Source organism: Nodosilinea sp. FACHB-141, assembly GCF_014696135.1.
GTDB lineage: Bacteria > Cyanobacteriota > Cyanobacteriia > Phormidesmidales > Phormidesmidaceae > Nodosilinea.
The window spans coordinates 239,766-263,481 of the sequence record NZ_JACJPP010000022.1 but is presented as its reverse complement, the minus strand read 5'-3'; the positions used below and the strand labels follow the sequence as shown (position 1 = coordinate 263,481).

The 23,716-nt window shown below is 57.6% G+C and carries 27 protein-coding genes; 14 read left to right on the top strand and 13 right to left on the bottom strand.

Annotated elements, in window-relative coordinates; all coding sequences use genetic code 11:
• Nucleotides 1-22: 22 nt before the first annotated feature.
• Nucleotides 23-1,618 carry a photosystem II high light acclimation radical SAM protein gene (locus H6F59_RS23670; protein WP_190706572.1) on the bottom strand — a complete coding sequence of 532 codons (1,596 nt, stop codon included), beginning with the start codon at nucleotides 1,616-1,618 and terminating at the stop codon, nucleotides 23-25.
• A 428-nt stretch (nucleotides 1,619-2,046) separates the two neighbouring features.
• On the opposite strand from H6F59_RS23670, the gene H6F59_RS23665 reads away from it, so the two are divergent.
• From H6F59_RS23665 to H6F59_RS23645, 5 genes are all read left to right on the top strand, one after another.
• Nucleotides 2,047-2,412 (top strand): DUF1830 domain-containing protein, encoded by a 366-nt coding sequence (locus H6F59_RS23665; RefSeq protein ID WP_190706569.1) that lies wholly within the window; start codon nucleotides 2,047-2,049, stop codon nucleotides 2,410-2,412.
• A gap of 142 nt (nucleotides 2,413-2,554) precedes the next feature.
• Nucleotides 2,555-2,992: a DUF4079 domain-containing protein gene (locus H6F59_RS23660; RefSeq protein WP_190706565.1), complete on the top strand. Its 438-nt coding sequence runs from the start codon at nucleotides 2,555-2,557 to the stop codon at nucleotides 2,990-2,992.
• 77 nt (nucleotides 2,993-3,069) lie between these two features.
• Entirely contained in the window at nucleotides 3,070-3,639 is a 570-nt protein-coding gene (locus tag H6F59_RS23655) for a hypothetical protein (protein WP_190706562.1), read from the top strand.
• 159 nt (nucleotides 3,640-3,798) lie between these two features.
• Entirely contained in the window at nucleotides 3,799-4,899 is a 1,101-nt protein-coding gene (locus H6F59_RS23650; protein ID WP_190706723.1) for an ABC transporter ATP-binding protein, read from the top strand.
• A gap of 111 nt (nucleotides 4,900-5,010) precedes the next feature.
• Nucleotides 5,011-5,694, top strand: a complete 684-nt coding sequence (locus tag H6F59_RS23645) for an SH3 domain-containing protein (protein ID WP_190706558.1) — start codon at nucleotides 5,011-5,013, stop codon at nucleotides 5,692-5,694.
• Between the two features lie 6 nt (nucleotides 5,695-5,700).
• Here H6F59_RS23645 and H6F59_RS23640 read toward each other — a convergent pair whose 3' ends face one another.
• A complete protein-coding gene (locus tag H6F59_RS23640; protein ID WP_190706553.1) occupies nucleotides 5,701-6,624 on the bottom strand; it encodes an MBL fold metallo-hydrolase in 924 nt (307 codons plus the stop codon).
• Between the two features lie 246 nt (nucleotides 6,625-6,870).
• Nucleotides 6,871-7,500, bottom strand: a complete 630-nt coding sequence (locus tag H6F59_RS23635) for an RNA polymerase sigma factor (protein WP_190706551.1) — start codon at nucleotides 7,498-7,500, stop codon at nucleotides 6,871-6,873.
• Between the two features lie 557 nt (nucleotides 7,501-8,057).
• Between H6F59_RS23635 and H6F59_RS23630 the strand changes: the two genes are divergently transcribed.
• The gene (locus H6F59_RS23630) at nucleotides 8,058-8,534 is read left to right on the top strand and encodes a CRR6 family NdhI maturation factor (protein ID WP_190706548.1); all 477 of its coding nucleotides are present in this window, start codon (nucleotides 8,058-8,060) and stop codon (nucleotides 8,532-8,534) included.
• A gap of 68 nt (nucleotides 8,535-8,602) precedes the next feature.
• Here H6F59_RS23630 and H6F59_RS26570 read toward each other — a convergent pair whose 3' ends face one another.
• On the bottom strand, nucleotides 8,603-9,331 hold the full coding sequence (locus H6F59_RS26570; RefSeq protein ID WP_313887306.1) for an EcsC family protein: 729 nt from the start codon (nucleotides 9,329-9,331) through the stop codon (nucleotides 8,603-8,605).
• 82 nt (nucleotides 9,332-9,413) lie between these two features.
• Nucleotides 9,414-10,256 (bottom strand): DNA adenine methylase, encoded by an 843-nt coding sequence (locus H6F59_RS23620; protein ID WP_190706545.1) that lies wholly within the window; start codon nucleotides 10,254-10,256, stop codon nucleotides 9,414-9,416.
• A 168-nt stretch (nucleotides 10,257-10,424) separates the two neighbouring features.
• On the opposite strand from H6F59_RS23620, the gene H6F59_RS23615 reads away from it, so the two are divergent.
• From H6F59_RS23615 to H6F59_RS23600, 4 genes are all read left to right on the top strand, one after another.
• Nucleotides 10,425-10,622, top strand: a complete 198-nt coding sequence (locus tag H6F59_RS23615) for a DUF751 family protein (RefSeq protein WP_190519756.1) — start codon at nucleotides 10,425-10,427, stop codon at nucleotides 10,620-10,622.
• Nucleotides 10,623-10,646: 24 nt separating this feature from the next.
• On the top strand, nucleotides 10,647-11,099 hold the full coding sequence (gene rbfA, locus H6F59_RS23610; protein ID WP_190706541.1) for a 30S ribosome-binding factor RbfA: 453 nt from the start codon (nucleotides 10,647-10,649) through the stop codon (nucleotides 11,097-11,099).
• A complete protein-coding gene (locus H6F59_RS23605; protein ID WP_313887305.1) occupies nucleotides 11,096-12,796 on the top strand; it encodes a glycoside hydrolase family 3 N-terminal domain-containing protein in 1,701 nt (566 codons plus the stop codon). The genes rbfA and H6F59_RS23605 overlap by 4 nt, the downstream gene beginning before the upstream one ends.
• A 203-nt stretch (nucleotides 12,797-12,999) precedes the next feature.
• Nucleotides 13,000-13,446 (top strand): hypothetical protein, encoded by a 447-nt coding sequence (locus tag H6F59_RS23600; RefSeq protein WP_190706538.1) that lies wholly within the window; start codon nucleotides 13,000-13,002, stop codon nucleotides 13,444-13,446.
• A 10-nt stretch (nucleotides 13,447-13,456) separates the two neighbouring features.
• Here H6F59_RS23600 and H6F59_RS23595 read toward each other — a convergent pair whose 3' ends face one another.
• Nucleotides 13,457-13,864, bottom strand: a complete 408-nt coding sequence (locus H6F59_RS23595; RefSeq protein ID WP_190706534.1) for a nuclear transport factor 2 family protein — start codon at nucleotides 13,862-13,864, stop codon at nucleotides 13,457-13,459.
• A 276-nt stretch (nucleotides 13,865-14,140) separates the two neighbouring features.
• On the opposite strand from H6F59_RS23595, the gene trpD reads away from it, so the two are divergent.
• Nucleotides 14,141-15,199 (top strand): anthranilate phosphoribosyltransferase, encoded by a 1,059-nt coding sequence (gene trpD, locus H6F59_RS23590; RefSeq protein WP_190520079.1) that lies wholly within the window; start codon nucleotides 14,141-14,143, stop codon nucleotides 15,197-15,199.
• A 38-nt stretch (nucleotides 15,200-15,237) separates the two neighbouring features.
• Here trpD and H6F59_RS23585 read toward each other — a convergent pair whose 3' ends face one another.
• From H6F59_RS23585 to H6F59_RS23570, 4 genes are all read right to left on the bottom strand, one after another.
• Nucleotides 15,238-15,441 carry a hypothetical protein gene (locus H6F59_RS23585; RefSeq protein ID WP_190706530.1) on the bottom strand — a complete coding sequence of 68 codons (204 nt, stop codon included), beginning with the start codon at nucleotides 15,439-15,441 and terminating at the stop codon, nucleotides 15,238-15,240.
• 58 nt (nucleotides 15,442-15,499) lie between these two features.
• Nucleotides 15,500-16,132 (bottom strand): rhomboid family intramembrane serine protease, encoded by a 633-nt coding sequence (locus tag H6F59_RS23580; RefSeq protein WP_313887303.1) that lies wholly within the window; start codon nucleotides 16,130-16,132, stop codon nucleotides 15,500-15,502.
• Between the two features lie 5 nt (nucleotides 16,133-16,137).
• Nucleotides 16,138-17,694, bottom strand: coding sequence for an NAD(P)H-hydrate dehydratase (locus H6F59_RS23575; protein WP_190706528.1), 1,557 nt, complete (start codon nucleotides 17,692-17,694; stop codon nucleotides 16,138-16,140).
• Nucleotides 17,695-17,778: 84 nt separating this feature from the next.
• Nucleotides 17,779-18,693 (bottom strand): hypothetical protein, encoded by a 915-nt coding sequence (locus H6F59_RS23570; RefSeq protein WP_190706524.1) that lies wholly within the window; start codon nucleotides 18,691-18,693, stop codon nucleotides 17,779-17,781.
• Between the two features lie 573 nt (nucleotides 18,694-19,266).
• Between H6F59_RS23570 and pip the strand changes: the two genes are divergently transcribed.
• Nucleotides 19,267-20,214, top strand: a complete 948-nt coding sequence (gene pip, locus H6F59_RS23565) for a prolyl aminopeptidase (RefSeq protein WP_190706519.1) — start codon at nucleotides 19,267-19,269, stop codon at nucleotides 20,212-20,214.
• A 181-nt stretch (nucleotides 20,215-20,395) separates the two neighbouring features.
• Here pip and H6F59_RS23560 read toward each other — a convergent pair whose 3' ends face one another.
• Both H6F59_RS23560 and H6F59_RS23555 read right to left on the bottom strand, forming a co-directional pair.
• Entirely contained in the window at nucleotides 20,396-20,878 is a 483-nt protein-coding gene (locus H6F59_RS23560) for a hypothetical protein (RefSeq protein WP_313887302.1), read from the bottom strand.
• A 144-nt stretch (nucleotides 20,879-21,022) separates the two neighbouring features.
• Nucleotides 21,023-21,697 (bottom strand): diacylglycerol/polyprenol kinase family protein, encoded by a 675-nt coding sequence (locus tag H6F59_RS23555; protein ID WP_190706515.1) that lies wholly within the window; start codon nucleotides 21,695-21,697, stop codon nucleotides 21,023-21,025.
• Between the two features lie 58 nt (nucleotides 21,698-21,755).
• Here H6F59_RS23555 and pyrH point away from each other — a divergent pair, with 58 nt between their 5' ends.
• Nucleotides 21,756-22,484 (top strand): UMP kinase, encoded by a 729-nt coding sequence (gene pyrH, locus H6F59_RS23550; RefSeq protein WP_190519778.1) that lies wholly within the window; start codon nucleotides 21,756-21,758, stop codon nucleotides 22,482-22,484.
• Nucleotides 22,474-23,034, top strand: a complete 561-nt coding sequence (gene frr / locus H6F59_RS23545) for a ribosome recycling factor (protein ID WP_190519780.1) — start codon at nucleotides 22,474-22,476, stop codon at nucleotides 23,032-23,034. The genes pyrH and frr overlap by 11 nt, the downstream gene beginning before the upstream one ends.
• Nucleotides 23,035-23,080: 46 nt before the next feature.
• On the opposite strand, the gene H6F59_RS23540 is transcribed toward frr, so the two are convergent.
• Nucleotides 23,081-23,239, bottom strand: a complete 159-nt coding sequence (locus H6F59_RS23540) for a family 2 glycosyl transferase (RefSeq protein WP_190519782.1) — start codon at nucleotides 23,237-23,239, stop codon at nucleotides 23,081-23,083.
• Nucleotides 23,240-23,716: the final 477 nt, after the last annotated feature.

Genomic DNA, 23,716 nt, shown 5'->3' with positions numbered 1-23,716 from the left:
CTATTGCCTGTAACCCTTGTATTCAGGATGATAACGCAGCCAAGGGGCGGCGGTCAGCCTCAATCGGCGCGCTCAACGCTTCCTCTAAAGGAGCTAACCCTAAGCGCTCTTCTAGAATGTCCATGACCTCGCGACCAAAGTCGTCTGGGTTGCGCTGCCATGCCGTCAAACACACCTCCCCAAAGAACGAGCCCAATGGTTCTGGATTCCACAACAGTTTCTTCGACACCCAGGGCAGATGAATATCGAGGGGGTTGTAGTCGCGCTTGAGAATGTTTTTATCAAAGGCATACTCTTCTAAATGGGTGTGAGGCTGGAGGCCAATAAAGAAGATCGCGGGTTCTACCTTGTCGCGGCCGAACACCTGCTCTAGGGCGCGGTGGTAGGCCAGGGTCTGACGAATGGTCTCGGGCCGTTCGTCGATCACGTTAAAGGAGTAGTTGACCGACACCAGGTCGTTGAACCCGGCTGCCTTAAGGTCTTTGCAGTTTTGCAGCACCGTGCGCAGGTTGTAGCCCATGCGCATTTTGCGCACCAGCTCTTGGGATCCGCTGGTGATGCCGATCTCAAAGTAGTTCATGCCGGTGTCGGCCATCAGCTTGCAGAGCTTGGGCGTCAGGTTGTCGGCGCGAATATAGGCGGCCCAGTGAATGTCGGTCATACCCGCCTCGAGAATCTTCTCCAGCAGCTCTTCGGCATCCTTCATAAACCGGCGAGCGGGGATGAACTGGGCATCGGTAAACCAGAAATTGCGCACCCCCCGCTTGTAGAGCTGCTGCATTTCGGCCACCACCTCATCGGCGGGGTTGATGCGCACCTGCTTGCCCTCAACCACTGTATAGACGCAGTAGCAACAGTTGTGGGGACAGCCCCGCTTAGTCTGCACACCAATGTAGAAATCCTGGTCTTGCAGGTAATAGTCGAACTCAGGCCAAATGCCCTCGATATAGTCGTAGTTGCAGGCGGTTTTTTCGAGCGGAGCGGGCTCTTCGTGGATGAGGCGATCGCGCGGTGTCGTCTCCCCAGCAATGTAGCAACGCTGATCAGAAAAGTCTTTGCCCTGCAGGATCCGCTCCAGCAACATTTCCCCCTCGCCCACGGAGATGATCGTGCCCTTAGGCAGCCGGTTGTGCAGCTGCTCATAGAACACGCTCACGGCACCGCCACCCACAACGGTCGTGACATTTTGAGAATAGCGCTGGGCCCGCTTAAAGCCGCGCTTGATCAATCCCTGGTTGCGCCACAGCTCGGCTAGGTAGGTGGTGGCCATGCGCAGACCGCCCAAGGCACCCCGCGCCTTTAAGAAGAGGTTGCGGGCGTAGAAAAACTCAAAGGCGTTTTGCAGCGGATTGCCGCCGCGACCGCCCACTGGGGCAAAAATCTGAATATCCCGCCAGGAGAACACCAGCAGAGTTGGCCTAAAGTCATCAATGCAGCGATCGAGGGCAGCGCCGTAGTCGAGGGGCGGCACGGCACCGAGATCAAAGATGCGCTGTTCCACGTGGGGAAACAGTTTGTGCACATGGTCGGCCAGGTAAACCACCCCGATGGGGAAGATGGGGTTACAGGGCAGCCGCACGTAGAGCACACGGGCCTGGCTGGCGATATTAGAGGGCATGCTTCTCAGGCTTGACATATAACTTCACGATAACACCGTCTTCTTCTCAGGATAGGAAAAGCTGACAAATCTCCTCTTCAGCAAACCGGGAACTCGTCGGGGCAATTCTACTGGTAGCGGCGGTACAGGCCTTAGCAGGGGAAACCAGGCCGCTCTGAGGTCGCAGAATCGTGGTATAAAAACACTGTTAAGATTTTCCGCAACGCTTTATGCTGCATGTTTCAGACTGCTTTGAGATTTGAGTTGAGGGCTAGCGACGGACAGCAGCTTAGGGCTGAAGTTCAGCAGTTGCGAAATATAAAGCACTGTGTTCAATTATTTTGAATAGTTAAGGTGCTGTGGGGGTTGGTAGTCGCCTTTACAACAGCCGGGGATCGCGAGGTGTTACGCTTTGCGGGTGATTCTTGCAATATTGCCGTAAAGCATCAATGGCACAAATACTTGATCCCCTCCCCTCCGATGGCCAGAGCCAGGTGCTCTGTTGCTATGTCAATGCCACCAGTAAGATTCAGATTGCTCGCATAACCAATGTGCCCGATTGGTACTTCGAGCGGGTCGTGTTTCCGGGGCAGCGACTGCTTTTTGAAACTGTTCCTAAGGCTCTCCTAGAGATTCATACGGGCATGATGGCCAGCGCCATTTTGTCAGACAGCATCCCTTGCGAACGGTTACAGATCGATGCCCCAGAACCCGCAGGTTTTGAGGTCGCCTCAGGTGATGAGCTTGAGGCGAGTCGATTGGCAGCACCCCTAGATGAACCTGCAACCGCAGTAGCCATTTCACCCTCCAGCTAGTTCGGTAGACTAAAGGGGTGGTGCGCTGAGCCCTGGCTATAGCGATAGCGTTCTGGCGTAGCTTGATAGCGGGCTGAAGGTCGAATTTCTACCTTCCCTATGCCACCAGGGCACAGCTAATGGTGACATTTAGGGACGAGCCGTGAATTTACCTTCATTTCTGTGGCTGTGGCGGATCGCCGCTTGGTCTATGGGTCTTACGCTGACGGCCTATTTCTTGCTGGCTGTTACGGGTGGGGTATTGTTTTACACCCGCTCTAACGATCAAGAGCGATCGTCCTGGCTACGACCGCTGCACATTGTTCTGGGTACAGGGGCAGTCAGCCTAGTCTTGGTGCTGCTCGCCATTGGAGTGGTTGGCACCATAGGGGAGTATGGCCGGCTGGGCCATTCAGTACACTTGCTGTTTGGGTTGATAGTAGTAGGGCTAGTGCTGGCTTCGGCCTGGAGCGCTAGTCGTATTTCTGTGGATCGGCCCTGGGCGCGATCGCTCCATGTCACCCTCAACAGTGCCCTTGGGGTAGCGCTGGCGGCCGCTGGACTGTCTGGTTGGCAGGTGGTGCAAAAGTATCTACCTTAAAGGGGTAAACCCCCGTGTCTGGCCAGTTCCGAGCTGGTCGCAAGGGTCGGTAACCTCAGATCAGGTCTTAGATTGGTATGGTTGAGTACTCGCCTTCGGCTGCTACCCCCACAGAGACCCAGGTCTTTCATATTTCGCCGCTGATTCGCCTGACGCTGCTGCTGCTCTACCTGTCGCTAATGGGGCCTTTACCGTTTTTGGCTGATGCCACCGACGCGGCGGTTTCGCCCATGCTGCTGGCTGTCGGCATTGGGCTGGGCGGCCTGGGAATTTACGGCGCGCTGGGTCAGCGGGTTGAGGTGGATAGCGACGGCATTCGCGTGGCTTACCCGGTGTGGATACGCTGGCTGTTCCGCGGCGGGTGGCAGCTACCGTGGCGCGAAGCCCAGGCGTTGAGGCCACGTTCGACCGGGCAAGGCGGCATTGTGTATTACTTTGTTGGAGCTGATCAGCAGGCCTACCTGTTGCCGATGCGGGTGTCGGGTTTTGCCCGCCTGCTAGGCCTTGTTGAGACCTACACTGATCTCGACACTCAGGATATTAGACCCTTGGCTCAACCCTGGATGTACTTTATTTTGCTAGGGTTTACCCTGCTGCTGCTGCTGGTCGACGGTTGGACGATTACCACAGCGTTGCAAATGGGCTAGGCGATCGCTGGCGCTGCTTGCGGTGGGATAGCGTTATACGTGGGGCCGTGCCGCAATGAACCGGGCGATCGCCCATCGGGCAGTATATTAAACCCAGAGTTATTTTCAATCATCCCTGTGCTGATCGCGGCCTGCGATCGCTGCGCTATCACCGAGGCTATGACCCCACCGCCTATTCTTCGCCTTGATGCCATTACGAAGCGCTATAGCCCCCAGTCCCCTCCGGCAGTAGACCAGATCAGCCTCAGCCTGGGGCAGGGGGAGATATTAGGCTTATTAGGACCGTCGGGCTGCGGTAAAACTACCCTGCTGCGGCTGATTGCAGGATTTGAGAAGCCTGATGGGGGCACCCTCTACCTGGGCAGTCAGCCCGTGGGCGGGACGACCTGGCTACCGCCTGAGCGCCGCGATGTGGGCATAGTGTTTCAGGATTACGCCCTGTTTCCCCACCTAACAGTGGAGCAGAATGTCGCCTTTGGCCTCCAACGGCGCGATCGTAAAGGACGGCAAGCTACCTCCGATCTCCGGCAGCGCACCGCTGAGGCGATCGCCCTGGTCGGTTTAGAAACCCTAACCCATCGCTTTCCCCACGAGCTGTCGGGCGGACAGCAGCAGCGGGTGGCTCTGGCCCGTGCCCTAGCCCCGCGTCCGGCCATCATTTTGCTGGATGAGCCCTTTAGCAACCTGGACGTGCAGGTGCGTCTGTACCTGCGCCAGGAGGTGCGCGACATTTTGCGACAGGTGGGGGCTTCCTGCGTCTTCGTCACCCACGACCAGGAAGAGGCCCTGGCCCTAGCCGATCGCGTTGCCGTCATGCACCGGGGTCAGCTAGAGCAAATCGATACGCCAGAGACCGTCTACGGGCAGCCCGCCTCGCGTTTTGTTGCCGAATTTGTCACCCAGGCCAACTTTTTGCCCGCCCAACCCAGCCCCCAGGGTTGGCAAACCGAGGTGGGCTGCTTTGGGGTAGCCGGTGCTGAAACCGCCCAGGGTGACCTGATGGTGCGTCAAGAAGACCTGGCTTTGGTAGAAGATGCCGGAGGTGCGGTGGTGGTGCGCGATCGCCAGTTTTTAGGCCGAGAATATAAGTACTGTCTGCAAACCCCCTCAGGGCAGTTGCTCTACGCTCGACTGCCCATGACTAGAGCGATCGAGGTGGGCAGCCGGGTCCAAATCATGGTGCCATCTCAGCGGTTGCGCCTATACGCTTCTCAAGCTAATGGGTCGCACAGCCCGCTTTCGGCTCCATCCCCGCGGTAGCGATCGCCCTTATACCGCCTAGCACCAGCGTTTTGCAGTATGGTTACGCTTAGATTCTGCAAGTGGTTTCGTGCTGCTTTAGCCCCCTGTTTTATCGTTTCAGGTGATTCCATGAATTGGGTTTTTCAACGCGTTTGCCTATCGCTGACCTCGCTGGCGCTGCTGAGCGCTACCCCTACCTTGGCCGCTGCCCCAGCCCTGCCCGGAGCCACCAACTCACCCATCCCAGAAATCTGGCTGGCCCAGGCGGACACCATCGAAACGGTGCTGCTGTTCGAGACTGAATCTAGAGTGGTGCGCGTCTATCGCAGCGGCACGGGCCTATTCATGAATCTCTATAACAAGGCCACTGATGCGGTAGAACTGCGGGCTGCCCCCACTCAGCTCGTGACCAGCACCCGCGACCAGACGGTCTACAGAGCCGGAGGCGAGGCCCAGCGGTTTGCCCGCATCAATGTGGTAGGCGAAACCGAGCTAGAAATTCTTGCGGCCAACGGTAGTGTTGTGCTCCAAGAGCCCGGCTTTAACCCGGTGGTTAGGGTACCTCTAGGTGCCACCAACTTTCGCGGTAATAACTTTGCTCCCGGTACTCCGGCGCTTGTCCTGTCGGCTGAAGCCGCTCGGCTGCGATCGGCCCCACGTCTGGGCAGCACCATCCTGAGCACAGCGCCCCGCCGCGCCGTAGTGGATGTGCTCGATCGCGGGGGCAACCCAGAGGACGGCTTTATCTGGTATCAAGTCAACTACGAAGGCACCACCGGCTGGGTGCGAGGCGACCTGTTGCAGCCATCCTAGGACGGTCTACTCAACCGATTCAGAAATTAAGTCTAGGGTCATGCCCTCGCGAGCCAGGCTAGCCTGGGCAAAACTGGCCTGTACCTGACGCTCCAGCTGATCGAGCTGATCGTCGGTGTGACAGGGGTTGTGGTGAAACAGCACCAGGTGCTTGACCTGGCTCGCCTGGGCCACCTCGATGCCCAGGTGCCAGGGCACCAAGCCAGCTCCGTTGGGGTCTGAGTAGGCCGCGTCGGCGTAGGTGCCATCAAAGATTAGGACGTCGGCTCCGCTGGCTAACATCAGCAGGTTGGGGTCAACGCTGGTTTGGGTAGGGTCGGTGTCGGTGGCATAGGCCAGCACGCGATCGCCCCAGCTAACCCGGTAGCCCAAGGCGCTGGTGTGACGGTTCAGGCTCCAGGGTTCTACCAAGACATCGCCCAGGGCGATCGCATCTCCCGCTGCAATGTTGTGAAAGGTCATGGCGGCGGCCATAGTTTGCAACGGCTTAAAAAAGTTGGGCCGCAACATTTGATCCATGAGGCTCTGCTTAATGGAAGCCCCATTGAAGGCCTGGGCACCGTAGATATCAAGCTGAGTCGCCGGGGCAAAAGCTGGGGCAAAGAAAGGAAACCCCTGAATGCGATCCCAGTGGGTGTGGGTGAAGAAGAGGTGGGCGGCCACAGGCTGCTCCTGGGCCATGAGGTGGCGGCCCAGCATCCGCAGGCCGGTGCCACCGTCAAAAATCAGCTGTTGGCCACCCACCTGCACTTCAACACAGGATGTGTTGCCGCCGTAGCGCACCGTGTCGGCCCCCGGTGCAGGAATATTGCCGCGCACTCCCCAAAAGGTCAGCCTAAATGCTTGCGCTGGGGCAGCGGTTCCAGGCTGGGTCAGGTTCCCAGGCTGAGCAGTGAATAGGGCGTCGGAAGGGCTAGCGATATTGGCCATGCAAATTCAACGTTTCACCAAGTTTAGACGGCGATGCCTTGCTGTGCACCCCAACAGCCAAACTTAGACGGTGGTTTATTGTCACACCTGTAGAGGATCCATGATGAGAGCTTCAGTAAGTCTACTCTCCAGTTCAAATTTAGTATTTCCCAGCAGATTTCTTTGACGGACTATTCCCAGCCAACGTTTCAGCCATTCGACCGATATTGGCCCCTGCTTAGAGGTACTTTATTCGCTCGCTGCACATTACGGCATCAAATTGGGAGGATTGGGTGAGTCGTCGTTACCAGAGTCACCATCGCAAATGTGGTACGCGGTGCGCAACCGTTCTAGGGCACGCTGCCCGCGCTTGCGCAGGGTCGCTAGGGATATCCACTCCTCGCCTGCTTCCACCAGCTTGGTCTGCACCTGAGGCCAGGTTAAGCCTTCCACCACCTTCCACTGAATCAGGTTGCGATCGCCTGGCGACAGAGCAGCAAGGGCTTGCAGCACCGAGGCAATAGCGTGGGTAATCATCTCGTCATTAACCGCCGTCGGACCGCCGCCAGCAGCCTCTTGCTCCATCAGTTCATCGAACGCCACCGCTAGGTAACGCTGGCGATCGCGCTTGCACTCGCGAATGATGTTGTAGGCCGTGCGCCGCATCCACGCCTTGGGCTGGCGAATGTGCTCCTGGTTTTGCTGAGTGTATCGAACGCCGCGCAGATAAGCTTCGACGAAAATGTCGATTTCGGTGATGTGAGCTTGCAGCCCAAACTGCTGAATGGTGCGCTTGATAAAGGCTAGTAGCGATCGAGCATGGGGGTTGTTGGGTTTGAGCAGAAGCTGTACATCATGGTTGAACTGCTGCGTTTCTGACGGAGGGTGAGACGGCATGACTCTGGGTAGATGACCAGCGGTTAAGTTCTAATGTAGCGGCATCAAGTTTTCATGAAGCGTGAAGTTTCCGGACAGAGATTCGTGGTTCTCCCAAGACGACTGTGTGACTCTGGTTACAAAGCCGCTCGCCAACCCATCCAATTAGCCGTTCAAATCTGTCTGCCCGAGCCCTTCCAAGCCCGTTTTTCTAGCGGTATAAAATCGCCAACAAGTCTTTGCCACGAATAGTAAATTTACTAGCCCACCACCCATTGTCATGTCCTGATGACATGGATGCCGCGTAGTTTACAAAGGCGCTCTCCGGCGGCTAAAACCATAAGTCCTGAAGGTAGCTGGAATGCGATCGGCGGCAGGCACTACTTAAGATTTAACCGCCCGAGCCATGGTGCCGTAAGCTTCGGCATCGGTCAACGATTGCGGCCTTTATGTTCCACGGCCATTCTTTCAAAACGTCCGCTCAGATATAGTCCTGTACAGTGAGGCAGACTCAGGGCAGAGCGGACCACCCTCTGCGACAATGGGCAGTACTTCTGTCATTGCGATCTGGCTGCCCCATGGCTCAAACCATCACCCTGCACAAATCTCACCTGCAAACCCTCGACCTAACCCCGGCCCAAGAGGTGATCGAGCCGCTGCTGGCAGCGGGCAAGGTGCTCGACAGCGAGCTTGGACTGCGGTTCGTCGTCGATATCAGCCGTGACCCCAGCGACCCCCGCGAGCTGTCAGAGCTGCCGGAAGTTAGGCTGTGGTTTATTCGTCTGGATACCCATTACCCTTGGTTGCCCCTGGTTTTGGATTGGGAGGCAGGCGAGCTAGGGCGTTATGCTGCGATGCTGGTGGCCCATCAGTTCAGCCCTACCGAGGGCATTCGCTACAACCCGGAGGGGCTAGAAATTTTTATGATGGCCAAAATTTTTGTCATCGCTGCCTGGCTCAAAGGACAGGGCATTACCCAGTACACTCGGCTGAAATTTATGACCCAAATGCTGGGCTATGAAATTGATGATGGGTTGTTTGAGCTGTTGGCTTAAGGGACGGGGAAAGGTTTTGGGTTCAAGGTTTAAGGCCTGAGGTGCAGTCCTACACCTTGAACCCTGACTTACACCAAGATCTCTGTGGGAGCCGATCGCTTGGTTTCGTAATAGCGGCAGGCAAAGTAGCCAACACTGTAAATCAGCGATGCGTCGGTGGCAATACCCAGCACAGCACCCAGACCCGGAATCAGTTCCACAACGCTCAGCCCCGATTTGACCATGCCACCGGTGGTCGATGACAGCAGCCAGATCGCTAGCACTTCGCCACGGCGATCGTTGTCGGTGGGCGAATAGCCGTATATGGTGGCGATGCGGTAGATCATGTTGGCTTGCAGGGCTGCGACCGCACCAATATCAACCAGGGTGAGGGCAAAAGCCACAGGGGGCACAAAGTTGGTAGCCAAGCCGACGCTAGCGGCTTTGAGGGCAGTTTCGGCCATCACCCGCTGGGCCAGGGTGCGTTTGCTCTCTTGAGAGTACTGCTGACGGAGTTCGTCCACCTGCGATCGCACCTCTACCACATTCACCTGACCCAGTGCCGCTAGCAGCACTCTCATGCCGGGTATCGCCGTGGCGTACTGAATGAAGGGCAAACCGACAATCGGGCCGACCACGCTGCCTACGGTGGTCGTCACCGGCTCTAAAAAAGGCTGAAGCCTCGACAACAGAGCATTGCCCGTATTGGCAGTTATGTCATCCAGCACAGTAACGACGGCCTGCATCACCTGGGTTACGGCCTGAAAGGTGTCGCGGGCCTGGTCATTCGAATTGCCGCTGGGGGATGGAGTCGTCACAAAAGGTCGCCTCTGGATCGCGTAGCGTTATATCAATTTGATAGCTGATTCTATAGAAACACTGCATCCGTCCTAAGCAAGGTCAAAAGGGCGTAATCAAAAGCTCGCCAATTTTGCCTCGACGCCCGGCCCGGGAGTTAATCGCCCGCGCCGCCAGAATCGGGTGCATCGTCAACCCCTGGTAAAGCTCGCGGATAAACTCGCAGTCGGAGTTCGACAGCATCACCCGTTGCCCCTGACTCGCTAAGGTGCGAAACACCGTCGCCAAGCGCTCTTGGTCGGCTCCGGTAAAGCCGTAGCGACTGTAGCCCGTGAAGCTGCTGGTGGAATTAAGAGGATGGTAGGGCGGGTCAAAGTAGACAAAGTCGCCAGGAGAGAGCGATCGCTCCATCAGCTTTTCGAACGAAAACGTCTTAATCTCGGCGGTTTGCAGCGCTGCCGAGGCCGCCCGCAGTAGCGATGGATCGCAGATGGTGGGGTTTTTGTAGTTTCCCACCGGCACGTTGAAATGCCCCTGGGAATTTTCGCGGTAGAGGCCGTTGTAGCAGGTTTTGTTGAGGTAGATCAGGCGGGCGGCGCGCTCTACGGGCGATCGCAAATTTTGCCGCTGGCGCACCTGGTAGTAGTAGTCCGGGTTGTGGCGGCGTTGGTGATCCCACAGATGCCGAATCAGCGTTTCGACCCGGTCGCGCACGCAGCAGTAAACGTTGACCAGCTCGGGGTTGATATCCCACAGCACCGCCCGCCTCGCCCGCCCCACTAGGTGAAAAAACATTGCCCCACCACCCAAAAACGGCTCGTAATAGGTGTCAATGGCCGTGGGCAAAAACGGCTCGTACTGACTGAGCAAACGACCTTTGCCGCCAGCCCATTTGAGAAAAGGACGCGGGTGTAAGGTCGGAGGTGCAGAGAGGGCAACTGTCACAGAACTGCCTGAGATCAAATGTACTTGTTTAAAGAATGCCCCAACTATAGCAAAGCTCAGCCGGAGCAACACTCTTTTGTCGTGGGTTAGGATGTAAAACGAGTTAAATTCAGAGTCAGTGCGCAGGGCTTTGCGCGCATTGGCCCCTAAAGCCCCTACTCTGCCGCTATGAAAGATTTTTTTGACAACATCTCTCGCTATCCGCGCTACTTTATTTCCTTTACCCTAGGCGTATTTTTTAATGCCGCCCAGCCCCTAGTGCCGCTGCTAAAGCAACCCCCTACGGCGATCGCGCTGATTGGTGCCGTAGTGGCTGGCTTCTTGTTTCTCACCTTTACCCTTCGGGCAATGCTGGGCCTAGGTTAATGCCTTTACCAGGAGTACAGATCGATGCCAAATAATCGTCGCGTTGAGCGGGTAGCTTCTCTAATCAAACGAGAAATTAGCCAGATGATGATGCTCGACATCAAAGATGACCGTGTGGGGGCTGGCATGGTCAGCGTTACCGATGTCGATGTGTCGGGCGACCTGCAACACGCCAAGGTGTTCGTCAGCATCTATGGCACCCCCGAGGCCAAAGCCGAAACTATGGAGGGCCTCCACGCCGCCACCGGTTTTGTGCGCAGCGAATTGGGCCAGCGGCTACGACTGCGACGCACCCCCGAAATTATCTTCAAAGAAGACGTGGGCATGGAGCGCGGCACCAATGTGCTGAACTTAATCAACCAGCTCAGCCAAGAACGGGCCGCAAAGGGGCTGACCGACGAGTTTTTTGAGGATGACGCGGGCAGCTCCGAGGCCGCTACCCGCGATGAATCCACCTTGGGGGATGAGGAAGAGTGAACTGGGCAACAGTCAACGACTGGCCCTCTGACACCTCGGCCCGGTTGCCCGCCCCTGAAAGTTTATCTCTAGTCAAACAAGTGGCTCAAATGGTGGTGGTGCGCGCCTCGGGTCACCTGTTTGACCACGAAATTCGCTACCCCGATTGGGAAGCCGACAGCGCCACCCTCACCCACTACGTCGAAGAACTGGGTGTGGGCGGAGTAATTTTGCTCGGGGGCAGCGCCGCCGAAGTGGGGCTTAAAACCCAGACGCTCCAGACCCAAGCTAGGATTCCGCTGCTGATTGCCGCCGATGTGGAAGAGGGGGTCGGTCAGCGATTTAGCGGTGCCACCTGGTTTCCGCCGCCGATGGCACTGTCGGCGGTGGCCGATCGCAACCCCACCGCTGCCCTAGCCTACGCCGAGGCATTTGGGGCCGCCACTGCCGCCGAGGCTCTAGCGATTGGCATCAACTGGGTGCTGACCCCGGTAGTGGATATCAACAACAATCCCGCCAACCCCGTAATTAACGTGCGGGCCTTTGGCGATGGGCTAGAGCGAGTCAGCGCTCTGACCCAGGCCTTTATTCGCGGAGCGCAGACCCAGCCGGTGCTTACCGCCGCCAAGCATTTCCCCGGTCACGGCGACACCGCCACCGACTCCCACCTCGATCTGCCGGTGCTGCCCCATAGCCGCGATCGCCTCAGCAATTTGGAGCTGGCACCCTTTCGAGATGCGATCGCCGCTGGGGTAGACAGCATCATGACGGCTCATCTCCAAATTCCGGCGCTGGATGCCCGCCTGCCCGCCACCCTTTCGCCCGCTACCCTCACCAGGCTGCTGCGCCAGGAGCTGGGCTTCGACGGGCTAATTGTGACCGATGCTCTGATTATGGGGGCGATCGCCAACACCTATGGCCCCTACGAAGCGGCGGTGCTGGCGGTAGAAGCCGGCGCCGACGTACTGCTCATGCCCGGCGATCCTGAAGGAGTAATTGCTGCGGTAGTAGAAGCCGTGAATCTGGGGCGCATCGACCCAGCGCGCATCACGGCCAGCGTGGAACGCCTCTGGCGAGCTAAGCAAAAGGCGGCCCCTGCCCTGCTGCCCGACGGGGCTGGCCACGCCTGGGAGCACCTGCCGCCGCCACCGGTGAATTTGGCAGCCGTGGCCCAACCCGCGACCCGTCAGCTCGCCGCCGACATACTTGTCGCATCAATGACGGTACGAGGTCAGATCGCCCCTTGCACTGCCGCCGACCCCGGTCACAATATTGTGATTGTCGATGATGCGATCGGCTGCCGATTTTTAGAGCGCACGGCGGCGGCCCTCACCTGGCCCCAGCGCCACCACTACCATCTCAAGCTAGTCGATACCCAGGGTTGCCAACATTGGCCGCAAAGCGAGGAAAAATCCTTAGCTGAGTTGGAGCTGCGACCCAGCCTGGTGCAGATTTTTGTGCGGGGCAACCCCTTTCGTGGCTCCGCACAACTCCTACAGCTGGCGACCACCTGGCTAGAGACTCTGCGATCGGCCCAACTACTGCGTGGGGTCGTGATCTATGGCAGCCCCTACGCTCTAGAGCAGCTGCGCCCCTACCTCGACCAGGTGCCCCATGGGTTTACCTATGGGCAAATGCCCCTGGCGCAGAGCCTGATTTTGCCTGCTTTACTACCAGAACCGTCAGCGACTTCTGCCAGCCGAGAGTTCACCGATTAAGTCAGTTGAGTCAGCCGCTTTCATTTGGGGAACCAACCGCTCCGTCGTAGCGGCGGCTCTATGTGGCCAGATGACAGCGGCAATTATTCATAAGCAAACGTAAAGGCTTATATCAGATTTTTATACTTTTGTTGCCCTGTATTGAGGAAAGTTGGGTGATTACACGATGCTGAATGTATCGCTTGCCACATTTTGGTAAAGTCATGTTCTCTGAGCTATCCCTAGCACCTCGCTATGGCCTAGATGACGAATCACCTTGGCTTAGGGGCATTGACCCACTGCGCCGCTACTGGATCTGCGTCAACGGCGACCCGCGATCGCTGCGAGCGATGTCGGGGTTAGCCACTCAGAGCGAAGAGGCTTTTCAGCAGGCAATGTGCAGCTTTAGAAGCCTAGCTATTGGGCAAGAACTGACCCTGCCCGCTGGGATGAGCGATCGCTTGACGATCTACTGCATTGCCCAGAACTGCTACGCGATCGCCGACCGTTCGACCGGGGCCGAGGTGTGGCACCTGTTCGACACCGAATCGCTAGAATCGCTGCTGTTGACGGCTCACCCCGACTGGCAATGTGCGCCTCAGCATTTAAACCTGGGGCGATCGCTGCTCACCGCCGCCTGGGGTCAATCATCGGTGCCTAAAGCTGCCTAGGGCATCGGACCTAGCCGCGATCGAGCTGCATTAGCTCTTGCAGCGATGCCATCAGCTTGATTTCAGCCGACTGGATGGTATCTGCCGCCGTCAGCACAAAGGTCCAACGCACGCCCACGGTGAACAGTAGCGTCTTAACTCGGCCCCTGACCACTACGCGTTGGTTGCCGTCGGCGTCCACTTCGGTCTCAACCTCGACCGGCACGGCGCGCATAGACACGGCCTCGGCTTCCAGATAGGTATAAATGGCCTCAGTCCCTACGATCGGTTCCTCGAAGGGAGCTAGCAGAACGCCATCAGCGGCAAACAGTGCTGCTACAGCACGGTAATCTTCAGCGTTAAAGCCAGTAAAGTAACTGTCGACGGCAGAGGACACCGTCCCTGGGTTTAGGGGTGCTTCAGCAGTGCGAGTGGCCATGGTCATCCTCCGGCGATGAATGGTTTTACGATACGGGGCTAAACCGGGTTAAAGCGTCTATCTCTTGACAGAGCAAATAGAAATTGGGTGGGTGCTCTGAGGGAGCGCTGCGATCGCCCGGTTGCCGTTCTAGAAAAAGGAATTGGCTAATACATTGGCTCAGGGGTGCTCGCTTCCTCTGAAAGGCGATCGCTCGTAAACGGACGTTCTGAGAGAAAATAGGGGGGCTAATTTGCCATCTGTCCTTTACCCCGAAACTAAGCCGTGACCCAAGCCATGACCGCTGCCACCGTTCAAGATTGGTCAGCTTTCTTGCAGCGCCTCATTCTAGGAGAATCGCTCAGCCAGGAGCAGGCCGAAACCCTGATGCGCGGCTGGCTCAGCGAAGAGATTCCCGAGGTGGTGTCGGGCGGGCTATTGGCGGTGCTTCAAGCCAAAGGCGTCTCCGCCGATGAGCTGGCGGGCATGGCGCGGGTGCTTCAGGGGCAGTCCCTCGGCGGCGAAGGCAAAATTCACCATCTCACCCCCTGCATCGACACCTGTGGCACTGGCGGCGACGGGGCCCACACCTTTAACATTTCGACTTGCGTGGCGTTCGTTGCAGCGGCGGCGGGCATTCGGGTGGCAAAGCACGGCAATCGCTCCGCCTCCAGCAAGGTGGGGTCTGCCGATGTGCTCGAAGCCCTCGGTGTCAACCTAGGAGCCGACCCCGAGCGGGTCAAAGCAGCGCTAGATGAGGTGGGCGTCACCTTTCTGTTCGCCCGAGGCTGGCACCCGGCGATGAAAGCGGTAGCTCCCCTACGCAGCGCCCTCAAGGTACGCACGGTGTTTAACCTGCTGGGGCCACTGGTGAATCCATTGCAGCCCACTGGCCAGGTAATTGGCGTTTACGACGTGGCGGTGGTGCCTGCCATGGCCGAGGCGCTCAACCAGCTAGGCATTCCCCAAGCGATCGTGCTCCACGGACGCGAGCGGTTGGATGAAGCCGGGCTGGGCGACAAAACCGATATCTCGGTAGTGGAGAACGGCCAGGTCACGAGCGCCGCGATCGATCCCCAGGCTCTGGGCTTAGCGGCTGCGCCCCTCAGCGCTCTGCGCGGCGGTGAGGTTGAAGAGAATACCGCCATTCTGACCGCCGTGCTTCAAGGCAAAGGCACCCAGGCCCAGCAGGATGTGGTGGCCCTGAATGCGGCCCTGGCGCTGAAAGTGGGCGAAAAGGTAAAAGGTGAATCTTTAGAAGATTCCCTTGCCGAGGGCATCAGCCTGGCCCAAGACATTCTGGCCAGTGGAGCTGCCTGGGATAAGCTGCAAGCCCTAGTGACGTTCTTGGCTTGAGAGTTCTGATGCTTTGACTCCGCTTAGTTAACGGAAACTCAACCGTCCGGGAATTGCCAGCAGAGGATATGCTCGACCCGACGGCTGCCGCAGGCGCAGGCAATATTTTCGTCGTCCGAAACCATCCAGGTAGCGTCGCAGTCGCGGCAATGGCAGAGGATGTTGTTCAAATTGGCCTGGGCTAAACCAAAGCGCCAGCGCTCTAGCTCATCGGGAGTGAAGTGGGAAGGTGAGTCGGCCATGGATCGAACGAGGGAAAAAGTAAAGAACGAAGAAGGAACTGAATTCTGTTGGCAAAGGCTAAAAGCCTGCATTATTCCTTACCCATTCCAGCATGATGTCTAGCTTGCGAGCCACGATCGCGCCTGCCAAAAAGCCCATGCCGTGGCCCACCCACGACTTACCTCGCTGAAGCGGAAGCAGACCCCACAGGGCGCTGCCGTAGAGCAGGCCGACGACCACAGCGGCGGCGATCGCCCCTGGGCTGCGTTCAAAATAGCCCCGCAGCAGAAGATAGCCGAGGTAGCCAAACACCACGCCGCTGGCCCCCAGGTGACGGGTGCCAGGACGGCCCAGCAACCAAATGCCCACACCGCTAAACACCCAGCAAAACACCGTGACTAGCCCCAGCACCTCTAGCCCCTGAAGCAAAATTACGGTGCCCAAGATCACTAAGGGGCCAGAGTTGGCGGCCAGGTGGCCAAAGTCGCCGTGGAGCAGGGGAGCCACCGCAATCCCCGGCAGCCCATCCAAACTGCGAGGGGCAATGCTGAGCTTGTTGAGTACCCGTCGCCCGGTGACAAAATCCACCACGGCTAGCACCCACATCAGCGCCAGCAGATAGGCCAGCAGCGAGATTCCCTGGCGAAAGCCATCGGGCAACACGATTTGGTCGAAGGAAAACAAGGCGATCGCAGCCGCAACTAAACTCACGCCCTTCAGGCTAGCACCTGGGCCAGCACCGGGTTCAAGTATTGGACTAACTGGGTGCCATCGACTCCCAGTTCGGTGCGATCGCGGGCGGCGGCGCGAGCCCCCTGGCCGTGCCACCAGGCTCCTACTAACGCCGCATCCAAGGCTGAATCGAGGGCATCGTTGGTATCTGAGGCCATTGCCTGAGCCAACAAACCACCAATCAAGCCGGTCAACACATCGCCGCTGCCCCCGCGCGCCAGAGCCGGAGTGCTTTCGGGCACGTACCAAAGGGTGCCGTTGGGGTGGGCGATCGCTGTACAGGCTCCCTTTAGCAGCACCACCGCGCCACTCTGGGCAGCAGCCTGCTGCGCCGCCGCACCGCCGTCTTCAGAATTCTCTAGTTGTTCAGGAAACAGCCGCTTAAATTCGCCCCGGTGGGGTGTCAGCACCGTGGGAGCCTGCCGCTGCTTCAAGGTCTCAATGGTGCCTAGATCCGCTAAGAGGTTAAGGCCGTCGGCATCGAGCAACAGCGGTGTCGGGCTCTGCAAAACGGCCTGCACTGCCCCCCCAGCATGACGGCTCAGCCCAGGTCCGCAGGCGATCGCGCTGTAGCGGCTCATATCTAAGGTGTCAGGCAGATGAGCGATCGCCCCTGCCTCGGTTTCTGGACAGCCCAGCACCAGCGCTTCAGGAATTTGAGCCACTATCATTAACCGCAGCGACTCGGGCACCGCCAGGGTTAGCATTCCTACCCCGCTTGCTCTGGCCCCCAACGCCGCCAACAAAGCCGCCCCGGCATAGGGCTGCGACCCTGCCACAACCAGCAAATGCCCCACTCGGTACTTGTGAGTATTGACCTGGCGAGGCAGCGGCAATCGCTGTCGGATTGCGGGCAGAGTCGCTCGGCGAATAGTAGGCAGCGCTGCGAGTACAGCTGCGATCGCCGTTGGGGGAATATCAAAGTCAATGAGATGAGGCTGCCCTAAATACGCTAGCGCTTCCTCCTGACAAAACGCTCGCTTCCACAGGCCCAGGCAGAGGGTGTGGGTGGCCTGCACTGCTATACCCAACGCCTGACCAGTGTCAGTGTGCAATCCTGAGGGCAAGTCAATACTGACTACCGGGCATTCGGCTGCATTGATTGCCGCCACCGCGTCGGCCATCGCCCCCTCGACCGAGCGCTCTAGGCCAAAACCAAACAGTCCATCGATCAGCACGTCGTAGGGAGCCAACCCTGCGATCGCCTTCACTACCGGAATACCCAAATACTCGACAAACCGCAGATGGTCAGCGGTCAGCGGCTTCAACCGTTCGGCAGGACTGCACACCTGCACTCGATAACCTTGGGCCGCCAATTCCCGAGCTACCACTAAGGCATCGCCACCGTTGTGCCCTAGCCCTGCCACCACAGCAATCCGGGGGTAGTGCTGGAGCGGAAACTGAGCCACCAGCCAAGTGGCAATGCGGCCCGCCACCTTTTCCATGAGCGCGGCCACGGGCATACCGGCGTCAAATAGGCGGCCCTCAATGGCCCGCATCTGCTCGACGGTAACGATGCGATCGAGAAATTCACAGCTCATAGGCCCATCAAACCAACAATAGGCGATGCAGCCTTATTGAGGCCGAGCGCCTATTGATCCTATTGTTTTAGTGCCCAGCAGTCTCTATCGCTCAAAGAAAACCCGGCTATTGCCCAGGCCAGCTTGGCGATAAAAATCATTCCAACGGTTCGCCAGGCCACGATCGGCAAAGGGGCCAACAGCGACATGGGGACCCCGGGGCTCTGTGCGCTGCTGCACGCGATCGGGCGGGGTTCCCAGCTGAATCACTTGGCTACTCACGGCGCCTAAGCTTGAAGCGTCGGTGGGAATGACCACGTAGTAGGGTGCGCTAGCCGACTCAGTCATCGGTGGAGCTGCCGTTGGCGGCGCCATGATTTCCCCAGCGGGAGGTGCGGCCGGCACGCCATAGTTGAGCTCTTGCCCAAATTCCACATTTCCTGCGGTCGAAGGCGCCGCGGCGACACCCGGCGGCAGGGCTGGCACAGGCACAGCCGTCACCGCAGCCTGAGAGAACGCCGCATCGGGCAGGGGCGGCAAATCGCCGTTGGAGGCGTAGACGTTGTTGGGTAATGCAGCCGTTTGAGAATAGTAGGGCACAGCCACCGCCACCTGGGCCATCTCAGCCCTGACCCCCAAAGCCCCTAGGTCAGTAATGCGCTGCTGAGCATTACCGGTCATGTTAAACCGCCCTGCCTGAATCACCGATCGCCCCTGAAACGAGGTGCGAAAGGCCGTCGGCTCCACCAGACGCACCTGGCTTAGCGTGGCCTCGCTGGTGTCGCCAACGTAGATTAAATACTGCTGGCCGCTGGTGGGCACCTGCTGAGGCATAGCCGTCCCAGGCACGGGCACCGCTCCAGCGGGTAGCGGCGGCACAACTTCATAGCCTTGGGCTATACCCTGAGACGCTGTGCTGATTACCGCAGTGGCGGCGATCGCTACCACCGCTGTCATTTTTAGGGGCAGCCCGCGTCCGCAGCTACTCCATAACTCCAACAAACTGTTCTGCATTGCCATCACGACTCCTGCCCATTACTCGTATGGTGAACCGGTAGACGGTCAAGCATCAACGCCTTTTTGCCCGTCCTCTATATGCCTTGAGGATGTTAGCGCAGATTTGAAAAACCGCATCGTTCTCGTCCGATCTTTTGGTCAGCACAGACCGCACCACCAGTTGTGTGATTCAGATCACTTGTTACAAGCTGCAACATCACGCGGAAAGGGGCCTGTGAGTCACCCGTGGGCAATGTGACATTTCTTACGATAGAAACAACTCTGCAACAGTAAGTGCTATGGCTAATCCCTGCAGCAAACCCCTCAAAAACAATCCGTTTACCACCCAGCGCGATCCACACACGGGGGAATGGCACGTGGTAAAGATTCACCCCAGGAGTCGTCGATAATTCCTGGGGATAACCATAGCAAGAATTCTGATCAGACCGCTGCACCTAGTCAGACTCATTCCTCTGTCCTTAGTCGTGTATCTGCGATCGAGAAGGAAGTAAGTCTTCAAACCGCTTTGACCAGAGCCAGGATCGCTGGGCTATAGTGTGGGCTCATTCCGTCTGTAGCGGAACACCACCTACTGCCATGCGCCAACTTTATCCCCCCATTGAGCCTTACCATGCCGAATATCTAGCGGTATCAGAACGGCATCGGCTTTACGTAGAGCAGGTTGGCAACCCCGAGGGTAAGCCAGTGGTGTTTTTGCACGGCGGGCCTGGGGGTGGTAGCAACCCCACCTACCGACAGTTCTTTGATCCTGAGCGCTGGCGCGTTGTGCTGTTTGACCAGCGGGGCTGCGGCAAAAGTTTGCCCCACGCTGATTTAGACGACAACACCACTTGGGCTTTGGTCAGCGACATCGAGAAAATTCGCGTTCATCTAGGCATTGACCAGTGGACCGTGTTTGGCGGTAGCTGGGGCAGCACCCTAGCTCTGGCCTACGCCCAAACCCACCCCGATCGCTGCCAGGGGCTAATTTTGCGCGGCATTTTCACCCTGCGCCAGCGAGAAATCAGCTGGTTTTACCAGGAAGGAGCCAGCTTCCTGTATCCCGACGCCTGGGAGCAGTATCTCGCCCCCATTCCCGAAGCCGAGCGCGATGATTTGGTCGAAGCCTATTATCGCCGCCTCACCAGCGACAACATTGAAGAACGACTGACTGCTGCCCGCGCCTGGGCTGTGTGGGAAGCCAGCACTAGCAAGCTCGTACAAGACCCCGGCCTGCTGCATCACTTCAGCGCAGACGAGTTTGCCGTCGCCTTTGCCCGCATCGAGTGCCACTACTTTATCAATCGAGGCTTTTTCGACACCGACGATCATATCCTCAGCCAGGTAGACCGCATTCGCCATATTCCCGGCGTCATCGTGCAGGGTCGCTACGATGTGGTGTGCCCCGCTACTACCGCCTGGGAACTGCACCGGGTCTGGCCCGAAGCCCGGTTTGTCATGGTGCAAGAGGCCGGCCACTCAGCTATGGAGCCGGGCATTGCCAATGCGCTAATTGAGGCGACGGATGAGTTTGCGCGGCGGTGAGGGAAGTAGGAGAGGGGGAAGATGAGGAGGTTGAGGAGATGGGGGAATGAGGAAATGTAGATGCTGAGTGGATAAATTCAAAATTGAGAATTCAAAATTTTGCCTTTTTCACTTTGAACTTTACACCTCCACCCGCCTACGCCCACTCTCCTGCCCATCCACTCTTCCACCCATCCACCGCCTACCCCAACACTCGGCGAGCAATCCACCGCTGCACGCTCCACAGCCCTCCAGCAACTATGGCCCCTAGCCACAGCCCTCGGCCTAGCTGGGTTTGCCCGTCGAGCAAGCACCATCCACCCAAAACGGCTAAACCTAGGGTGCTGCTCGCTACGGTGGTCAACATGGCCCGTAGAGCATCGTGGGTAGCTACGACTTGACCGGCTAAGTCGTTTGAGGGCGCATTGGCAGTTAGGGTCTTCGAGGCGGCCTGAAATGATTCGTAGTTAGCCGCCTCAACCTGATAGTAGGTACCTAGCTCGTCATCCCGTAGGGCGGAGACGGTGTAAAGACCGAACTGTTTGGCCTGGGCGATCGCATCGCGAATTTGCCGCCGGGTAGCAATTGGTTTTAAGGCCTCAAACACCGACTGGCGGTAGACCCCGGTTTTGGCCATGGTCAACACGCGATCGGTGAGGTCTAGGGTAGAGGGAGAGGCATTCACGGGGTTTGTCCACTCCTGGGCCAGTCTTCGACCAACGCACAACTTGTACTACTTGATAGTACGAAAAAACCAGCGATTAACACACCATCACGAAGTGCCAATTGCCTTGACGATATCCAAGTTGGCGCCGGCTCACCCACGCCTTTAACCCATCCAACTCACCAGTCCGTAGGCTAGGGCCGCGCTCCCTAACGGCACCGTAAGGTTGTCGAGGCCATAAAACGAGAGCGTTTCTAGTAGGGTGGCAGCGATCGCCACCACTAAAGCCGTCGCCCACACCGCCTCGGTGAACCCCGCCGTCAGCCCCAGCACCAGCAAGACCACCAGCAAGCTAGCCAGGGCCATGGTCAAACTGCCCTCCCAGCTCTTCTGGTTCCCAAAAATCTTGTAGGGATGGCGGCCAAAGTTTTGTCCCACCAAGGCGGCCAAACCATCTCCCCAGGTCATGACCAAAATGCCAAGGGCAGCGTACTGCGGTAGGCCCAAGGGCCAGAAAACCGCCGTCAGTACCCCAATGCTGACAGCGTAAAAAAAAGTACCCAAACTGTTGCGGCCAACACCGTCAACCCCCGGCAAAATCGGCAGCCGGTACGACAGCAGCGCCACCCCGCTAAACACGACTGAGGCCGTTATGCCCATCCAGGCGGGAGTATGGAGCCACCAGGCCAGTAAAATCACGTGACCTGCCCCAATATGAACGATTTTTCGGGTAATTTCGGTAGCGAAGCGGCCGGTGCGACGCACCCCTTCAGCCACTCCCCCAACTACTGCCAGCCAGGCGGCTACCAGTCCAATTTGCACAAGCGCAGTAGCCATCATGGCAGGGGAAGCAAGTATAGTGGTGTGGGACTTCTAGACCTTACTACACCAACTTCCTATGGATAAACCTTATAAGCGAGTGCTGCTAAAACTTAGCGGTGAAGCCCTCATGGGCGACATGGATTATGGCATCGATCCTAACGTAGTAGAAACCATCGCCACCGAAATTGCCGAGGTGATTAAAGAAGACATCGAAATTGCCGTGGTGGTGGGTGCCGGCAACATTTTTCGCGGCATTAAAGGCTCCGCCGCCGGGATGGATCGGGCCACCGCCGACTACATCGGCATGATTGCCACGGTAATGAACGCCATGACATTACAAGACTCGCTGGAGCGCATGGGGGTGCCAACCCGGGTACAGACGGCGATCGCCATGCAAGAGGTCGCCGAGCCCTACATTCGCCGTCGCGCCATTCGCCACCTGGAGAAAAACCGGGTGGTTATTTTTGGGGCAGGCTCCGGCAATCCCTTCTTTACCACCGATACTACCGCCGCGCTGCGGGCGGCGGAGATCAATGCCGAGGTGGTGTTCAAAGCTACCAAGGTTGACGGCGTCTACGATTCTGATCCTAAAATTAACCCTAACGCCAAGCGCTTTCGCACCCTCACCTATGGGTATGTGCTGCAAAACGACCTAAAAGTGATGGACAGCACCGCGATCGCCCTCTGTAAGGACAACAACATCCCTATCATGGTATTTGACCTGTCGGTGCCTGGGAACATCAAGCGGGCGCTAATGGGCGAATCTATCGGCACGATTGTAGGAGAGTCTTGTGATGTCAGTTGACGATATTTTGCTCGAGACCGAAGACCAGATGCAGAAGTCTATTAGGGCGACTCAGAACAACTTCAACACTATTCGCACCGGGCGCGCCAACGCCTCGCTGCTCGATCGCATTGAGATCGACTACTACGGTGCCCAGACTCCCCTCAAGCAGATGGCCAACATCTCCATCCCCGACTCCACCACGCTGATGATTCAGCCCTACGACGCCAGCAGCCTAACCACCATCGAAAAAGCGATCTCGCTATCTGACGTGGGCCTGACTCCCAACAACGACGGCCGGGTAATTCGCCTCAACATTCCGCCTTTGACCAGCGAGCGCCGCAAAGAGTTTGTCAAAACAGCGGGCAAAGTAGCTGAAGAAGGGCGCGTCTCCATTCGCAACCAGCGCCGCAACGGCATCGACGCCATCAAAAAGCTAGAAAAGGCCAGCGACATTTCCGAAGACGAGTCGCGCGATGCCCAGGATGAAATTCAAAAGCTCACTGATAAATATATCGCTCAGCTCGACGAAGCCTTAGCAGCTAAAGAGAAAGACATTATGACCGTGTGAGATTCTGCAGTAGAGACGTGCTTGATCGCGTCTCTACGGAATATTTCTATGTTGCGCATTTCGGTCTAACAAAGTAGGCAAAGTGCATGGGGTATCCCTCGGCGTAGAGCTTGTCGACTTGGTTTTGAGCAATTGCCTGACTTTGAAATACGTCTAAAACGGTTTCTCGGCCGTTGGCGTAGCGAACGCAAAGTTCCCAGATCATGGTGATTTCCCTAATGGCAGTTTGAGGCGGTGATAGTGGCAATGGGGGACCTGTCTTCACAATTGCTTCATGCAGGCCGAGTGTCTTCATCCTAGGTTTATCCCTTGAGGATGTACTCCGAGAAATCCACGAACTTAAACTGGAGACCTGCCGACGCCTTTGGGCTGAGCAGAGCTAAATTCCCTCGCCCCGGTTGACGCTCCCCAGCAGCCCTGTTAGATTGCAAATACGTTTCAGTTCACCCGCAACCATGATCGCGTCCGTAAGAGCATTTTATTTTTGGTGGCAGCCGTCGGTTCACAGGTCGTGAGCACCTTTTGTGTTGCCAACCTTGTGAACCGTGGAGCTTACCCTCTGCGGTTTTGTTTTTTGGTTTAATTCGTTAGCCCTGTTCTCTTTAGCCGCTATGCAAACTTTCACCACCAATTGGTACTACGGATTTTTTTACACCACCGGGTCAGGCTTGTGGTGATAGGT

Coding starts and splice junctions, on each gene's coding strand:
- H6F59_RS23665 (WP_190706569.1), top strand. CDS start 2,047: ATGGCACAAATACTTGATCCCCTCCCCTCCGATGGCCAGAGCCAGGTG.
- H6F59_RS23650 (WP_190706723.1), top strand. CDS start 3,799: ATGACCCCACCGCCTATTCTTCGCCTTGATGCCATTACGAAGCGCTAT.
- rbfA (WP_190706541.1), top strand. CDS start 10,647: ATGCCAAATAATCGTCGCGTTGAGCGGGTAGCTTCTCTAATCAAACGA.
- H6F59_RS23585 (WP_190706530.1), bottom strand. CDS start 15,441: ATGGCCGACTCACCTTCCCACTTCACTCCCGATGAGCTAGAGCGCTGG.
- H6F59_RS23630 (WP_190706548.1), top strand. CDS start 8,058: ATGGCTCAAACCATCACCCTGCACAAATCTCACCTGCAAACCCTCGAC.
- H6F59_RS23555 (WP_190706515.1), bottom strand. CDS start 21,697: ATGATGGCTACTGCGCTTGTGCAAATTGGACTGGTAGCCGCCTGGCTG.
- H6F59_RS23635 (WP_190706551.1), bottom strand. CDS start 7,500: ATGCCGTCTCACCCTCCGTCAGAAACGCAGCAGTTCAACCATGATGTA.
- H6F59_RS23655 (WP_190706562.1), top strand. CDS start 3,070: ATGGTTGAGTACTCGCCTTCGGCTGCTACCCCCACAGAGACCCAGGTC.
- H6F59_RS23600 (WP_190706538.1), top strand. CDS start 13,000: ATGTTCTCTGAGCTATCCCTAGCACCTCGCTATGGCCTAGATGACGAA.
- H6F59_RS23540 (WP_190519782.1), bottom strand. CDS start 23,239: ATGATCTGGGAACTTTGCGTTCGCTACGCCAACGGCCGAGAAACCGTT.
- H6F59_RS23575 (WP_190706528.1), bottom strand. CDS start 17,694: ATGAGCTGTGAATTTCTCGATCGCATCGTTACCGTCGAGCAGATGCGG.
- H6F59_RS23615 (WP_190519756.1), top strand. CDS start 10,425: ATGAAAGATTTTTTTGACAACATCTCTCGCTATCCGCGCTACTTTATT.
- frr (WP_190519780.1), top strand. CDS start 22,474: ATGTCAGTTGACGATATTTTGCTCGAGACCGAAGACCAGATGCAGAAG.
- pip (WP_190706519.1), top strand. CDS start 19,267: ATGCGCCAACTTTATCCCCCCATTGAGCCTTACCATGCCGAATATCTA.
- pyrH (WP_190519778.1), top strand. CDS start 21,756: ATGGATAAACCTTATAAGCGAGTGCTGCTAAAACTTAGCGGTGAAGCC.
- H6F59_RS23670 (WP_190706572.1), bottom strand. CDS start 1,618: ATGCCCTCTAATATCGCCAGCCAGGCCCGTGTGCTCTACGTGCGGCTG.
- H6F59_RS23595 (WP_190706534.1), bottom strand. CDS start 13,864: ATGGCCACTCGCACTGCTGAAGCACCCCTAAACCCAGGGACGGTGTCC.
- H6F59_RS23570 (WP_190706524.1), bottom strand. CDS start 18,693: ATGGCAATGCAGAACAGTTTGTTGGAGTTATGGAGTAGCTGCGGACGC.
- H6F59_RS23645 (WP_190706558.1), top strand. CDS start 5,011: ATGAATTGGGTTTTTCAACGCGTTTGCCTATCGCTGACCTCGCTGGCG.
- H6F59_RS23640 (WP_190706553.1), bottom strand. CDS start 6,624: ATGGCCAATATCGCTAGCCCTTCCGACGCCCTATTCACTGCTCAGCCT.
- trpD (WP_190520079.1), top strand. CDS start 14,141: ATGACCGCTGCCACCGTTCAAGATTGGTCAGCTTTCTTGCAGCGCCTC.